The organism is uncultured Jannaschia sp. (genome assembly GCF_947494025.1).
Lineage (GTDB): Bacteria > Pseudomonadota > Alphaproteobacteria > Rhodobacterales > Rhodobacteraceae > Jannaschia.
Window position 1 is genome coordinate 134,224 of record NZ_CANLTQ010000007.1, and the last position, 14,555, is coordinate 148,778.

General features: G+C 70.7%; 10 protein-coding genes. 4 read left to right on the plus strand and 6 right to left on the minus strand.

What is annotated here, in order from left to right; all coding sequences use genetic code 11:
- Positions 1-634: 634 nt before the first annotated feature.
- On the minus strand, positions 635-1,900 hold the full coding sequence (clpX, locus tag Q1B08_RS11720; RefSeq protein WP_299818691.1) for an ATP-dependent Clp protease ATP-binding subunit ClpX: 1,266 nt from the start codon (positions 1,898-1,900) through the stop codon (positions 635-637).
- 208 nt (positions 1,901-2,108) lie between these two features.
- The gene (locus tag Q1B08_RS11725) at positions 2,109-2,744 is read right to left on the minus strand and encodes an ATP-dependent Clp protease proteolytic subunit (protein WP_299818693.1); all 636 of its coding nucleotides are present in this window, start codon (positions 2,742-2,744) and stop codon (positions 2,109-2,111) included.
- Between the two features lie 188 nt (positions 2,745-2,932).
- Here Q1B08_RS11725 and Q1B08_RS11730 point away from each other — a divergent pair, with 188 nt between their 5' ends.
- On the plus strand, positions 2,933-3,634 hold the full coding sequence (locus Q1B08_RS11730; RefSeq protein ID WP_299818696.1) for a metalloregulator ArsR/SmtB family transcription factor: 702 nt from the start codon (positions 2,933-2,935) through the stop codon (positions 3,632-3,634).
- Positions 3,635-3,716: 82 nt separating this feature from the next.
- Here the strand turns inward: Q1B08_RS11730 and Q1B08_RS11735 are convergent, their stop codons facing one another.
- Positions 3,717-4,706 (minus strand): hypothetical protein, encoded by a 990-nt coding sequence (locus Q1B08_RS11735; RefSeq protein ID WP_299818699.1) that lies wholly within the window; start codon positions 4,704-4,706, stop codon positions 3,717-3,719.
- Between the two features lie 73 nt (positions 4,707-4,779).
- Positions 4,780-7,941, minus strand: coding sequence for a valine--tRNA ligase (locus Q1B08_RS11740; RefSeq protein WP_299818702.1), 3,162 nt, complete (start codon positions 7,939-7,941; stop codon positions 4,780-4,782).
- A gap of 442 nt (positions 7,942-8,383) precedes the next feature.
- Here Q1B08_RS11740 and Q1B08_RS11745 point away from each other — a divergent pair, with 442 nt between their 5' ends.
- Both Q1B08_RS11745 and Q1B08_RS11750 read left to right on the plus strand, forming a co-directional pair.
- Entirely contained in the window at positions 8,384-10,690 is a 2,307-nt protein-coding gene (locus Q1B08_RS11745) for a xanthine dehydrogenase family protein molybdopterin-binding subunit (protein WP_299818705.1), read from the plus strand.
- On the plus strand, positions 10,677-11,813 hold the full coding sequence (locus tag Q1B08_RS11750) for a DUF2235 domain-containing protein (protein ID WP_299818708.1): 1,137 nt from the start codon (positions 10,677-10,679) through the stop codon (positions 11,811-11,813). Before Q1B08_RS11745 ends, Q1B08_RS11750 begins: the two co-directional genes overlap by 14 nt.
- Here Q1B08_RS11750 and Q1B08_RS11755 read toward each other — a convergent pair.
- Positions 11,749-12,624: a DUF1206 domain-containing protein gene (locus tag Q1B08_RS11755; RefSeq protein ID WP_299818711.1), complete on the minus strand. Its 876-nt coding sequence runs from the start codon at positions 12,622-12,624 to the stop codon at positions 11,749-11,751. The two genes, Q1B08_RS11750 and Q1B08_RS11755, sit on opposite strands and share 65 nt — an antisense overlap.
- Before the next feature lie 63 nt (positions 12,625-12,687).
- Positions 12,688-13,572 (minus strand): tRNA (adenosine(37)-N6)-dimethylallyltransferase MiaA, encoded by an 885-nt coding sequence (miaA, locus tag Q1B08_RS11760; RefSeq protein ID WP_299818714.1) that lies wholly within the window; start codon positions 13,570-13,572, stop codon positions 12,688-12,690.
- 218 nt (positions 13,573-13,790) lie between these two features.
- Here miaA and pyrH point away from each other — a divergent pair, with 218 nt between their 5' ends.
- Entirely contained in the window at positions 13,791-14,480 is a 690-nt protein-coding gene (pyrH, locus tag Q1B08_RS11765; protein ID WP_299818732.1) for a UMP kinase, read from the plus strand.
- Positions 14,481-14,555 lie beyond the last annotated feature (75 nt).

Sequence of the window (14,555 nt, forward strand, 5' to 3'; positions counted from 1 at the left end):
GGAGGAGCGTCGCAGGGACGGCCCGGGCGGGGCGCGCCCGCACCGAACGAGCGCGCCGACCGTCGCGCGCCCGTTCGCGAGGCCGCGGATCACCCCGCGCTCCGGCGCCGTCACGCCGGATGCCGCGACCCGGATCCCGCCGGGGCCCGGCAGCGGCTGCGCATCGCGGATAGGCGGTCGTTCTGCCGCGGAAGCATCCTGCGTCAAGGTCGTCTCCGCCCCGTTACCTGCCGCTGCATCGCGTGTTTCGCTTCGCTCCGGAGCACACGTGCTGGTCCGTGGCAACACGGGCAACCGCATGATCGGCGGCGATGCCGACACGTTCGTCTTCCGGGAGGGCGCGCGCACATGGCCAAGGCCGTCCTCGCGGATTTCGACGTCGCGGCGGATCGCCTCCTCTGCCCGGAATACGGAGAGCTGCCGCGTCCGGGTCATTTCGGAGGTCGAGCAGACCCTGACGGGGCGGGGCCGGTTCCGGATTGCGACCGCCCGGACACGGATCCGTCGTTCCGTGCGGTGCTTCCGCGCCAGGCCGAGGCGCTTCCGACCACCGTTTCCGACGAGGTCCGGGATCTGGCCCGAGGGGTGCGAACGGTGGTTGGCGGCGGACCCCCGAAGGGGCCCGCCCGAAAGGTCAGGCCGTGGCCGTGTCCTTCGCCTTTTCGTCGGAATGGATCAGCAGGGGCTTCACCTCGCGGCGGACGGCCTCCTCGTTGACGACGACCTCCTCCACGGTGTCGAGGCCGGGCAGGTCGAACATCGTGTCGAGCAGGATGTCCTCCATGATCGAGCGCAGGCCGCGCGCGCCGGTCTTGCGCTCGATGGCGCGCTTGGCGATGCCGTTCAGCGCGTCATCGGTAAAGGTCAGCTGCACGTCCTCGAGCTCGAAGAGCCGCTGGTACTGCTTGACGAGCGCGTTCTTGGGCTGCGTCAGGATCGTCACCAGCGCCCCCTCGTCGAGATCCTCGAGCGTGGCGATCACGGGCAGGCGGCCGACGAATTCGGGGATCAGGCCGAACTTCAGCAGATCCTCGGGCTCGAGCTCCTTGAAGGCCTCGCCCACCGTCTTCTCATCGGGGGCCTTGACATCGGCGCCGAAGCCCATCGAGGAGCCCTTGTTCCGCTGCGCGATGATCTTGTCGAGCCCGGCGAAGGCGCCGCCGCAGACGAACAGGATGTTGGTCGTGTCGACCTGCAGGAACTCCTGCTGGGGATGCTTGCGCCCGCCCTGCGGAGGAACGGAGGCGACCGTGCCCTCCATGATCTTCAGGAGCGCCTGCTGCACGCCTTCGCCCGACACGTCGCGGGTGATCGAGGGGTTGTCGGACTTGCGCGTGATCTTGTCGACCTCGTCGATATAGACGATGCCGCGCTGCGCCCGCTCCACGTTGTACTCGCTGGCCTGGAGGAGCTTGAGGATGATGTTCTCCACATCCTCGCCCACATAGCCGGCTTCCGTCAGCGTGGTCGCGTCGGCCATGGTGAAGGGCACGTCGATGATCCGCGCCAGCGTCTGCGCCAGCAGCGTCTTGCCGCAGCCCGTCGGCCCGATCAGCAGGATGTTCGACTTGGCGAGCTCGATGTCGGATTTCCCGGCATGGTCGAGCCGCTTGTAATGGTTGTGCACCGCCACCGAGAGGACGCGCTTGGCATGCTCCTGCCCGATCACGTAATCGTCGAGCACCTGGCAGATCTCGCGCGGCGTCGGCGTGCCGTCGCTGGACTTGAGCCCCTGCGCCTTGGTCTCCTCGCGGATGATGTCCATGCAGAGCTCGACGCATTCGTCGCAGATGAACACCGTCGGGCCCGCGATCAACTTGCGGACCTCGTGCTGGGACTTGCCGCAGAAACTGCAATACAGCGTGTTCTTGCTGTCGCCGGAATTGGAATTATTGGCCATCTCGCCTCCTTGGTCCGGTCGTCTCGTCTGGACCGCCGACCGCGAGGCCACCCCGCCCCGCCGCTGATTACCGATATGCCCAGAAGCCTAGGCGGATCGTTCTGGGGTCACAATGCCAAAATCGGCACCGGCGCAACACCCGCTGTCGCACCCGCGCGCTCCCCTCGCACGGGGAACCGCGCGAGGCAACGGGCCGAAGCCCGGAAGCTCAGGCGCTTCCCTCGGACTTGGCGTCGTTCCGGTTCTCGACGATCTGGTCGACATGGCCCCAGTCCTTGGCTTCCTGCGGGGTCATCCACTTGTCGCGGTCGAGCGCGCGGCGGACCGTTTCGTAATCCTGCCCGGTATGGTGCATGTAGAGCTTGTACATCCGCTCCCGCGTGGCCTCGATGGAGCGGGCGGAGATCAGGATGTCCTCCGCCGTGCCCTGGAACCCGCCGGAGGGCTGGTGGACCAGGAACGAGGAGTTCGGGAGCGAGAAGCGAAGGCCCTTCTCGCCGCCGACCGCGATCACCGAGCCCATCGACGCGGCGAGCCCGCAGACCAGCGTGGAGACGGCCGGGCGGATGTACTGCATCGTGTCGTAGATCGACATCCCCGACACGACGCTGCCGCCGGGGGAATTGATGTACATCGAGATTTCCTTGGTCGGATTCTCCGCCTCGAGATGGAGGAGCTGCGCCACCACGAGCTGGCTCATCCCGTCGTGGACGGGGCCGTTCACGAAGATGATCCGCTCCTTCAGCAGGCGGCTGAAGATGTCGTAGGCGCGTTCGCCACGGCTGGTCTGCTCGACCACCATCGGGACCAGGTTCATCTGAAAGTGTTCGACTGGATCTCGCATCGGGGTTCCCTTGCCTGCCGAGCCCGGATCGCGCCAGTCGCGGCGGGCATCGGAGGCGAACCTAAGTGGCGGGGCCGGGGCCTTCAAGGTCGCTCGGCGCCGATGGTGAACGCGGGGGCAGGCGGGACGCGTAGCCTCCGTCAAGCCGCCTTGATATCGAAGAACGCCGTGCTCAGTTAAGCGCGGCCATGGACCCCCACGCGATCCTCACGGCCCTTGCCGACCCGACGCGCCGTGCGGTGCTCGACCGGCTGCGCGGCGGCGCCCTTTCGGTCGGGCGGATCGCGGAAACGCTTCCCGTTTCGCGGCCCGCCGTCTCGCAGCATCTCCGCGTCCTGCTCGATGCCGGCCTTGTCTCCGTGGAGCCCTCGGGGACGCGCAACCTCTACGCGCTGCGCCCCGGCGGCGCCGGGGCGCTCGTGGACTGGCTCGGCCGGCTTTCGGAGACGCGCGCCCCGGACGCGTTGGCGCCGGGCCTGCGCCGGGCGGTGACCACGCGCCTGACGCCGGGGGAGGCGCGGCACCTGTTCTGCGAGGACATCGCGCGCTGGTGGCCGGTCGCGCAGGTGTCGCTCTCCGCGCATGACGGCGCGCTGCCGCAATCCGTTGTGATGGAAGGCGCGGCGGGCGGTGCGCTGCGCGAGTTGCGCCACGACGGAGCCGACGCGGTCTGGGCCACGATCGTCGAACGCGGGGCGGCGTGGCTGGCGCTCGACTGGACGCTGGGCCGGGCCGAGGCGTCGCGGGTCACCGTCGCGTTTTCCAAGGCGCAGGGCGGCAGTCGGGTGGAGATCGCGGACGCGTGCGAGACCGACGCCGCGCGGGCGATGTGGGATCTGGTGGTCGAGCGCTTCGCCGCCGCGGCCGCGTCGAGCCTGTCGAACTTCTGAGGCGAACGGGATCGCCCCGGCGGTAAGCCGGGCGGCCTCTATCCGCCCCCGCCGTGCCGTGGGTGGCGACGGAACGGCCGCCTCACCGCATCCACAGCCCTTCGCGCCTCAGCCGGTTACGGATCGCCTGTTCCTTTCGCGGCAGGTCCGCCCGGTCGAAGAGCGCCCGCGCCCGCGCGCCCTTGCCCTGATAAAGGAAGCGGCGGAACGGCTCGTACGCCTTCAGCACCTTCTTGACCCGGTTGGGGCGTGCGGCCGCCTCGACAGCGGCGATCGCCGCATCGGGCGCGGTGGCGTAGAAAAGCGGCATGGCGCGCCAGTGGACCGAATGGCTGCCGTCGAACACGCCCTCGGCGATGCCGCCCCGCGCGCCCGGCCGCCCGCCGCCGAGCTCATGCACGGCGAGGGGCAGGGCGGCCTGGTCGAGCCAGGGATCGAGGCTCTGGGCGGCCAGCTCGTCGGGCGGGTCGTCGCGGATCGTCAGCGCGGCCCCCTCGAAGGCACGGCGGAAGGCGACCGGGTCGGCGCCGAAGAACCAGCCCGCGTTGAAGTACAGATGGCGCTGCCAGTGGCCCTCGGGCCATCGCGTGTCGAGCGTATCCTCGACCCGCCCGCCGCGCCGTGCGTGAAGGACACCCCATATCCCGTTGTAATCGGGACCGTAGAGCGGCGGGTCCGGCCATGTGTTCTCGCGCTTCATGCTGGCCGCAGGCCGGGCGAAGTCGATGGCGAGATCGGCGAGCTCGCCGGTGATCGCGGTGTCCGTGTCGAAAAAGACGAACGGCCCCCCGGGCAGCGCGGCGAGTCCCTCGATCTTGTTGCCCTGCGGATAGGATGCGCCGAAATGGCGGTTCTCGAAGGGGACGATCTCCGCGCCGAGATGACGGAGGAGATCGCGCTGCGGCCCCTCGGGAATGCGCGGATCGGCGGGCCAGAGCGGGCCGGGCTGCGGCTCCGCCACGACGAGGCGGCCGGACCACCGGGGGGAATTGTGCCGGAGCGTCGCGGCGAAAAGCGCCGCCTCGTGCGCGAGCCGGCCGGCCTGACCGACGACGAGGATGTTCCAGCTCACGGGCGGGATATGTCCATCGGTTGGATCAATCCTTTCGCAACCGGCTTAACCTTTCCCAAAGCTTGACGGAACCTTACCCCAGCTCCGCCAGCGCATCGAGCGCCGCCTGCACCGCGCCGCGATCCTCCTGCCGCGCGGCAAGGTTGGCGCGGGTCTCCTCCACCACCTCGGGCGGGGCGGAGGCGGCGAAGTTCGGGTTGTTCACGCGGCCTTCCATCCCCTTGATCTCCTTGTCGAGCTTGGTGCGCGACTTTTCCAGCCGGGCGCGTTCGGCGGCGACGTCGATCACGCCTTCGAGCGGCAGGGCGAACCGGCCGCCCTTCGCGGCGACGGCGATGGCGCCCTTCGGGGCGGGCCCCTCGGTCAGGCTCTCGATGCGGGCCAGCGCGGCGATCATCGGGGCGTTCGCCGCGTAGGCGCGGCGGGCGGTGTCGTCCCATTCCACCGCGATCACGGGCACCTGCGCACCGGCGGGGACGTTCATCTGGGCGCGGGCGGAGCGGACGGCCTCGACGAAGGCGATGACCCAGCGGATTTCAGATTCCGCTGCTTCATTAACGAGTTCGGAGGTGTCGTTCTCGGGCCAGTCGCCGTGGACGAGCATCCCCCCGTGGCCGGTGACGCGCCAGAGCTCCTCGGTGATGAACGGCATGAACGGATGCAGGAGCGTCATGCAGCGGTTCAGGACCCAGCCCATGACGGCGCGGGTTTCCGCTTTTGCATCAGCGTCTTCGCCCTGGAGAACGGGCTTCGACAGCTCCACGTACCAGTCGCAGACGACGTTCCAGACGAAGCGGTAGAGGGCGCCGGCGGCGTCGTCGAAGCGGTAGGCGGCGAGGGCGGCGTCGACCTCCTCGCGGACGCGCGCCGTCTCGCCGACGATCCAGCGATTGACCGCGGAGCCCCGTGTTACGGCTGTGTTACCGCTGTGGGACATCTGTGGCACAGCGGTGGCATGGGTGAAGTCGACCTCGTTCATCTCGGCGAAGCGGACGGCGTTCCAGAGCTTGGTGCCGAAGTTGCGGTAGCCGGCGATGCGCTGGGTGGAGAGCTTCAGGTCGCGGCCCATCGCAGCCATGGAGGCCAGCGTGAAGCGCACCGCGTCGGCGCCGTATTCATCGATCAGGTCGAGCGGGTCGAGCACGTTGCCGAGCGACTTCGACATCTTCTTGCCCTTCTCGTCGCGGACGAGGGCGTGGACATAGACGTCGCGGAACGGAACGCGCTCGGCGACGGGCTTCGCCTCGTCGGTGGCGGCGAGCTGCATCATCATCATCCGGGCGACCCAGAAGAACAGGATGTCGAAGCCGGTGACGAGGACGGAGGTGGGGTAGTAGCGGTCGAGCTCGGGGGTCTGCTCCGGCCAGCCCAGCGTGCCGAGCGGCCAGAGACCGGAGGAGAACCAGGTGTCGAGGACGTCGGGATCGCGGAAGGCGGGGATGGCCTGCGGGCCCTGGGCCTGGCGGATGCGCCCCTCGGTCCGCACGCCGAGCCCTTCGAGGTCGTCTTCGAGGATGTCGAGCGCTTCCGCCTCGCCCTCGACGAAGCGAACCTCGGCGTCCGGGCCGTGCATCGTGGCGATCCGGTCTCGCGCCTCGGCCTCGGTGGCGGCGCAGACGGGCAGCCAGTCGGAGCCGCCCCTCGGGTCGAGCGTGTACCAGACCGGCACCTGATGCCCCCACCAGAGCTGGCGGGAAATACACCACGGCTCGATGTTCTCGAGCCAGTTGAAATAGACCTTCTCATCGCCCTTGGGCAGGATGCGGACCGTGCCGTCGCGCACCGCGTCGATGGCGGGCTGAACGATCCGCGCGGTGTTCACGAACCACTGGTCGGTCAGCATCGGCTCGATGACCACCTTGGAGCGGTCGCCGTGCGGCTGCATGATCTGCTTCGGCTCGACCAGCGGGACGAGCGCGAGTTCGGGCGCGGTGGCGCCCTCCTCGAAGCTGTCGCCCGGCGCGCCGTCCTGACCGCCGGCGGGCGCGGCGGATGCGGCGGATTTCCGGCCGAGGCGGGGGTCGCTCTCGGGGACCATGACGGCCAGCCCCTCGGCGGTGATCTCCTCGACGACCCTGGCGCGGGCCTCCAGCCGGTCGAGGCCGCGCAGGTGGTCGGGGACGAGGTTGATCGCGTCGATCTCCGCCTCCGACATCTCCGCGCCCTCGCGCAGTCGCCGCGCCAGCTCGGCGGCCTCCGCGTAGGGGGCGCCGTCGTCGCGCATCCGCGCCCTGGTGTCCATCAGCCGGTAGCAGGGGATATTGCCGCGCTTGGCCACGCCGTAGTCGTTGAAATCGTGCGCGCCGGTGATCTTGACCGCGCCGGAGCCGAAGGCGGGGTCGGGGTATTCGTCGGCGATGATCGGGATCCGGCGGCGGTGCTCCTTCGGGCCGACGGGAATCTCGCAGAGCTGTCCCACGATCGCGGCGTAGCGTTCGTCCGACGGGTGGACCGCCACCGCGCCGTCGCCCAGCATCGTCTCGGGCCGGGTGGTGGCGATGGAGATGTAGTCCCGCGTTTCGGTGAAGAGGACATTCCCGTCCTCGTCGCGCTCCGTGTAGTCGTAGGTCGCGCCGCCGGCGAGCGGGTAGCGGAAGTGCCACATGTGGCCGGGCGTCTCGACCGATTCCACTTCGAGGTCGGAGATCGCGGTCTCGAACTGCGGATCCCAGTTCACCAGCCGCTTGCCGCGATAGATCAGCCCGCGCTCGTAAAGATCGACGAAGACGCGGATCACGGCGTCGTGGAAGTTCTGGGTGGAGGGCTCCGGGTCGCCGGGGGCGCCGCCCATCGTGAAGGCCTCCCGCTCCCAGTCGCAGGACGCGCCGAGGCGCTGGAGCTGGCCGATGATGTTGCCGCGGGAATTCGACTTCTGCTGCCAGACGCGTTCCAGGAACCGCTCGCGGCCCAGCTCCTGCCGCGAGGGCTCGCCGGCGGCGGCGAGGGCGCGTTCGGTGACCATCTGCGTGGCGATGCCCGCATGGTCGGTGCCCGGCTGCCAGAGCGTGTCGTGGCCGCGCATCCGGTGCCAGCGGGTGAGGATGTCCTGCAGCGTGTTGTTGAAGGCGTGGCCCATGTGGAGCGCGCCGGTCACGTTGGGGGGCGGGATCAGGACGGAGAAGGCGGGGGCGCCGGGCTTCGCGTTGGCGCCGGCGCGGAAATGGCCGCCCTCGATCCAGTCGCGGCCGATCCGGGCCTCGGCCGTGGCGGCGTCGAAGGTCTTGTCCATGCTCATCGTGTCGGTCCCCCGTGCTTGGGGTGGGGGAGTAGCGCGGGCGCGGGGAGAGGGAAAGGGTGAGGCGGGGTCCGGCCCCAAGGGGCCGGATCGGGGGCGCCGGTGGCGCGCCCGAACCGCCGAACGCCCGATCCGCAAGGATCGGGCCGGGGGTCAGGCCGGACGTTCCGCTTGCAGCCATCGCTCCACGGCCAATGTCGCACCCGACGGAAGGCACGCGCCCGGCCGAGGGGGGTGCGAACGCATCCGCCGTGGGGGCGGGCGGGCGCATGCCGGGTGCGGGGCATCCCGGCCGAACTTCGCGAGCGTTCCGGGCAGAGGCGACGTGGCCCGCGCGCCCCGACCGATGGACGCAGGGCCGGGGGCGTCTCTGGACACCCACGCGAAGGGGCGTAAAATCCGCCCCGAACCAGACGCCCCCAGACGCCCCCGGAGTGACCCGATGAACCAGATGCCCGCGAAGTTCGGCCTGAACGAATCCGTCCGCCGCACGGAGGATCCGCGCCTGCTCACGGGGCGGGGGGAATACGTGGACGACACCGCGCCGACGGGGGCGCTGCGCGCCTTCGTGCTGCGCTCGCCGGTGGCGCATGCAGAGATCGCCGCGCTGGACGTGACCGGGGCCGAGGGGATGCCGGGCGTCCATGCCGTGCTGACCGCGGCGGCGGTCGAGGCGGCGGGGGTGGAGAACGACCTGCCGACGAGCCCGGTCAGGAACCGCGACGGCTCCCGCGGGGCCGATCCGCGCCGGCCGCTTCTGGCCAAGGGGCGCGTGCGGTTCGTGGGCGAGGCGGTGGCGATGGTGATCGCCGACACGCTCGATCAGGCGCGCGACGCGGCGGAGGCCATCGAGGTCGAGTTCGAGGATCTGCCCGCCAAGGTCGACGTGGCGCCGGGGGGCGCCGGGATCCACGACGAGGCGCCCGACAACGTGGCCTACCGCTACGCCAAGGGCGACGAGGACGCCTGCGAGGCGGCGCTGGCCGGCGCGGCGCGGGTGGTCGAGCTCACCGTGGACGACAACCGCATCATCTGCGCCTCGCTCGAGCCCAGGGGCGCCTGGGCGGAGATGGAGGGCGAGCGGCTGCATGTCTGCGTCAACTCGCAGGGGGTGTGGGGGCCGAAGGCGCAACTCGCCGCCAGTCTCGGGATGGAGGCGGATGCGGTGCGGGTCACGACCGTCGACGTGGGCGGCGGCTTCGGCATGAAGGGGATGATGTATCCCGAGACGGTTCTGGTGGGCCACGCGGCGCGCGCGCTGGGCCGGCCGGTGCGCTGGATGTCGGATCGCTCGGAGGCGATGCTTTCCGACAATGCGGGCCGCGACCTCGTCTGCACGGCGAAGCTCGGCTTCGACGCGGGCAACCGGCTGGTGGCCTACCGGATGGACAACGTCGCCAATCTGGGCGCCTACAATTCCGGCTACGCGCAGAACATCCAGTCGGAGCTGTTCTCCAAGGTGATGCCGGGCACCTACGACGTGCAGGCCTGCTTCATGACCTCGACGGGCGTCTTCACCAACACCACGCAGGTCGACGCCTATCGCGGCGCCGGGCGGCCGGAGGCGATCTACGTGCTGGAGCGGGCGATGGACCATGCCGCGCGCGAGCTGGGCGTCGATCCGTTCGAGCTGCGCCGGACCTGCTTCATCCGGCCCGACCAGTTCCCCTACCTCTCCGCCACGGGCGAGACCTACGACGTGGGCGACTTCGCGCGCGTGCTGGGCCGGGCCGAGGCCGAGGGCGACGTGGCGGGCTTCGCGGCGCGGCGCGCGGAAAGCGAGGCGCGGGGCAAGCTGCGCGGGCTGGGCCTGTGCTACTACATCGAGTCGATCCTGGGCGACCCGAGCGAGACGGCCGAGGTCGAGTTCACCGAGGATGGACGCGTGAACCTCTACGTCGGCACGCAGTCCAACGGGCAGGGGCACGAGACGGTCTACAAGCAGTTCCTCGCCAACGATCTGGGCATCGACATCGCGCGGATCGACGTGGTGCAGGGCGACAGCGACCGGATCGCCAAGGGCGGCGGCACCGGCGGCTCCCGCTCGGTGACGACGCAGGGGACCGCGAACCGCGGCACGGCGGAAAAGGTGATCGAGCGTTTCACCCCCTTCGTGGCGGAGCTTCTGGAGGTGGGGGAGGTCGCCTTCGAGGAGGGCGTGTTCCGCGCCCCGGACTCGAACCGGGTGATGGACATGATGGAGGCCGCCGCCGAAGCGCGGATGGCGGGCCGGACGGAGCTTTTGCGCACGCGGGAGACGACCGAGCTGCCGGGGCGGTCCTACCCGAACGGCTGCCACCTTTGCGAGGTGGAGATCGACCGGGAGACCGGCCAGCTCGACGTGGTCCGCTACACGGTGGCCGACGATTTCGGCAACCTGATGAACCCGATGCTGGCCGAGGGGCAGGTCCATGGCGGCGTCGCGCAGGGGATCGGGCAGGCGGTGACCGAGCATGTCGTCTACGACGCGGACGGCCAGCTCCTGACGGCGAGCTTCATGGATTACGGCATGCCGCGCGCGGTGGCCGTGCCGATGATCGCCTTCCATTCCGAGCCCGTGCCCTCCACGGCGAACGTGCTGGGCATGAAGGGCTGCGGCGAGGCGGGCACCGTGGGCGCGATGGCCGCGGTCGGCAACGCCGCGCTCGACGCGCTCTGGCCCCTGGGCATCCGCCGCGCCGACATGCCGTTCACGCCCGCCCGCGTCTGGGCGATGCTGCGGGACGCCGAGGCCGTTGCCGCCGGGTAGTACGGCGCTCGGCCGCTGGCTCCGGGGCCTTTGGCGGCGGGGCGACGGGACGCGGACCAAGGATCCGCCGGCGGCGCGAACGCATGTGGTGCTGCTCGACGGGACGCTGAGCACGCTGGAGCCGGGCTTCGAGACCTCGATCGGGCTGTGCTACCGGATGCTGGAGGCGGACACGTCGCATTCGATCTATTACGAACCGGGGATCGAGTGGCGCGGCTGGCGGCACGTGGCCGAGGTGATGGCGGGCGTCGGCATCAACCTGCAGATCCGGCGCGCCTACGCCTTTCTGGCCCGCCGCTACCAGCCGGGCGATCGAATCTACCTGATGGGCTATTCGCGCGGCGCCTACGCGGTGCGGGCGCTCGCGGGCATGATCGACCGGGTGGGCCTCCTGCGGGCCGAGCATTCCCTGGACGCGCATGTGCAGGAGGCCTACGACCATTACCGCGAGGATCCGACCACGCCCGCCGCGCGCAGTTTCGCCGCGCGCTACTGCCACACGCGGGTGCGGATCGCGGCGGTCGGCGTCTTCGACACGGTGCAGGCGGTGGGCATCCGCTGGCCCGTGCTCTGGCGGTTGTTTCCCGAGGTCCATGCCTTCCGGTCGCACCGTCTGGGCCTGTCGGTCGAGCGGGGCTTCCACGCGATGGCGCTGGACGAGACGCGGAACGCCTACGCGCTCGATCGCTGGCGGACGCATGGAAGCCGCACGGCGAGCGTGGAGCAGGTCTGGTTCCGGGGAAGCCACGGCGACGTGGGCGGCCATCTGGGCGGGCGCGCGGCCTCGCGGTCGCTGGCGAACGTGTCGCTGCGCTGGCTGCTCGGGCGGATGGAGGCGTCGGGCCTCGACCTTCCGCCCGGCTGGCGCGACCGCTTTCCGGCCGATCCGGACGCGCCCTCGGTGGGCAACTGGCGGGGCTTCGGCTGGGTGTTCCTGTCGCGCGCGCGGCGGGCCGTGGGGCGGGACGCGAGCGAGTCGGTCCACCCTTCGGCCGGTGACCATCCGAACGCGCGCGGCCTGCGGGTCTGGACGCCCGGACCCGAGGACGCGCCCGAACTCAGGACAGCGACTTCAGTTTCGCCCCCAGCGTCTCGATCGAGTCGCCCGCAACTTTCGGGATGATCCGGTAGGCGGCGTTCACGAAGCAGAAGAACGCGAATCCCAGCAGACCGACGCAGAGAAGCGTCACCAGCGTCTGGCCGAAGGGCTGCGAGGAGAGCCATTCGAACGCCTTGTCGATGCCGCCCGCCTCGGAGCTGGAATGGCGCCAGCCGGCGAGGACGAAGAAGCCGCCGATGATCGTGACGACCACGCCCTGCGCGATCACGCCCGCGCGCAGCGCCCAGTCGTAGTTCCGCGTGAAGCGGTTGGCGCGAAGCTCCTTGCGGTATTCGGCCTTCCAGCCCTTCTTGACGTAGTAGAGCCCGGCCCCGATCGTCGCGAGACCGGCGAGCATCACGATCCATCGCCCGCCGGGCAGCTCGAGCACCTGCGAGACGATGCCGGCGATGCCGCCGCCCCCGCCCGAGCCGCCCCCGTCCGAGCCGCCCCCGGATTCGCCGGAGCCGCCCCCGCTCCCGCCGCCGAAGGCGAGCGAGATCGCCACGCCGCCGAGCGCGCCGTGGAGGAGGCCGGTCGTGATCATGCCCGTCCGGGCGACCATCCCCTTCGCCTCGTTGCCGTAGGCCTCCAGATCCTCGATCGCGTCGATCCCCCGCCAGATCGCGTAGGCGAACAGGCCGATGGCGATGAGCCAGAGAACCGCGACGCCCCAGAAACTGTTCGACAGGATCTCCATCGCCGAGGAGGTGCCCTTCGCCTCGCCCCCGCGCCAGATCGTCCAGAGCGACAGGCCGGCGACGGCGAGATAGGTCAGGCCGCGTCCGGCATAGCCGGCGCGCATGACGGGTTTGGTCCAGCTGAGATCGGACATGGGTGGACTCCGGGAATCGGTTGCGGTGCGGGGACCAACGTCGCGGAGGCCCGCACGGGTTCCTCAGAGGGCGGTGGCGTCGACGCGCCTCCAGTCGCGCATCCGGGCGCGGAACCACGTCCGTTGCCGCTTGGCGTAGCGGCGCGTGGCGAGCACGGCGCGGTCGCGGGCCGTGTCGAGGTCGATCCCGCCCCGCAGATGGGCCACGAGTTCCGCCGCGCCGATGGCCTGCGCGGCGTTGAGCGCGGGATCCCAGCGGGGCAGCACGGCCCGCGCCTCCGCGAGCGCGCCCGCCGCCAGCATCGCGTCGAAGCGGCGCGCGATCCGCGGGTCGAGCCACGCCTTCGGCGCGTCGATCACGAGGGGAGTCGCCCCGCGAAGCGGCAGGAGCGGCGGCGGGGTGTCGGCCTGCCAGTCGCGGATGGAGCGGCCGGTGGCGCGCGCCACCTCCCAGGCGCGCAGCACCCGCATCGGGTTCGCGAGGTCGAGATCGGCGCGAACGTCCGCCGAGAGTTCGCGGCCCAGGGCGTCGAGCCCGATCGCCGCGAGGCGCGCTTCGGCCTCGGCCCGGATCTCGGGCGGGGTCGGCGGGATCCCGGCCAGCCCTTCGGTGAGCGCGCGGAAGTAGAGCCCGGTCCCGCCGACGACGATCGGGCGTGGCCCCGCGCGCAGGATGGGGGCCACGTCGCGCAGCCAGTCGCCGACCGAATAGGCGCGCGTCCATTCCACATGGCCGTAGAGCGCGTGGGGGGCCTCGGCCTCCTCCTCGGGGGCGGGCCGCGCGGTCAGGACGCGCCAGTCCGCGAAGACCTGCAGCGCGTCGGCGTTCACGATCCGCCCGCCGCCCGTCCGCGCGATGGCGCCCGCCAGCGCGGACTTGCCCGACGCGGTCGGCCCGGCAAGCAGAACGGGGCGGTCGGCGGGGATGGATGCGAGCAGTTCCAGCATGTTGCGCGGCGATCTTCCATCGGTGCGGGGACGGGCGGGGCCCGGTTGCCCCGCGAGGCGTAATCCGCCATATGTCCGCCCGCAACAAGCCGAGGGGACAAGCCATGCCGGACCGACCGACGGACGAGGCCCCCGCGACCATCGCCGACGACCTGCCGCATGCGGCGACCGAGACGATCTCCGGCCATCCGCCGCTCAGGACCGTCCACAACCGGGTGATGCTCAAGATCTCCGGCGAGGCGCTGATGGGGCCGCAGAGCTTCGGCCTGCATCCCCCGACCGTGGAGCGCATCGCCCGTGAGGTGCGGTCGGTGCAGGCGATGGGCGTCGAGATCGCCATGGTGATCGGCGGGGGCAACATCTTCCGCGGGTTGCAGGGCTCCGCGCAGGGGATGGAGCGGACCACGGCCGATTACATGGGCATGCTCGCCACGGTGATGAACGCGCTCGCCATGCAGGGGGCGCTGGAGGCGCTGGGTCTTCATACGCGGGTGATCTCGGCCATCCCGATGGACCAGGTCTGCGAGCCCTATATCCGCCGCCGCGCGGTGCGCCATCTGGAGAAGAAGCGCGTGGTGATCTTCGCGGCGGGGACGGGGAACCCCTATTTCACGACCGACACCGCCGCGACGCTGCGCGCCTCGGAGATGTCGTGCCAGGCGATCTTCAAGGGCACCAAGGTCGACGGGGTCTACGACAAGGATCCGGTGAAGCATCCCGACGCGAAGCGCTACGACAAGGTGAGCTACGACGAGGTGCTGACCAAGCACCTGCGGGTGATGGACGCGTCGGCCATCGCGCTCGCCCGCGAGAACGGGCTGCCGATCATCGTCTTCTCGCTCGACGCGCCGGGCGGTTTCCGCTCGATCCTCGCCGGCGAAGGCACCTACACCAAGGTCGAGGGGTGAGGCGCGCCCGGAGGGGCGTCCAGTGGACGGCCCTCAGCGCCGAACGGGACGAACGCGAGTTCGTCCCCGGCCCGT

What these genes read in the sequence shown, in the direction of transcription:
- clpX (WP_299818691.1), bottom strand. Translation starts at nt 1,900, where the DNA reads ATGGCCAATAATTCCAATTCCGGCGACAGCAAGAACACGCTGTATTGC.
- Q1B08_RS11725 (WP_299818693.1), bottom strand. Translation starts at nt 2,744, where the DNA reads ATGCGAGATCCAGTCGAACACTTTCAGATGAACCTGGTCCCGATGGTG.
- Q1B08_RS11730 (WP_299818696.1), top strand. Translation starts at nt 2,933, where the DNA reads ATGGACCCCCACGCGATCCTCACGGCCCTTGCCGACCCGACGCGCCGT.
- Q1B08_RS11740 (WP_299818702.1), bottom strand. Translation starts at nt 7,941, where the DNA reads ATGAGCATGGACAAGACCTTCGACGCCGCCACGGCCGAGGCCCGGATC.
- Q1B08_RS11745 (WP_299818705.1), top strand. Translation starts at nt 8,384, where the DNA reads ATGAACCAGATGCCCGCGAAGTTCGGCCTGAACGAATCCGTCCGCCGC.
- Q1B08_RS11755 (WP_299818711.1), bottom strand. Translation starts at nt 12,624, where the DNA reads ATGTCCGATCTCAGCTGGACCAAACCCGTCATGCGCGCCGGCTATGCC.
- miaA (WP_299818714.1), bottom strand. Translation starts at nt 13,572, where the DNA reads ATGCTGGAACTGCTCGCATCCATCCCCGCCGACCGCCCCGTTCTGCTT.
- pyrH (WP_299818732.1), top strand. Translation starts at nt 13,791, where the DNA reads ATGCTCAAGATCTCCGGCGAGGCGCTGATGGGGCCGCAGAGCTTCGGC.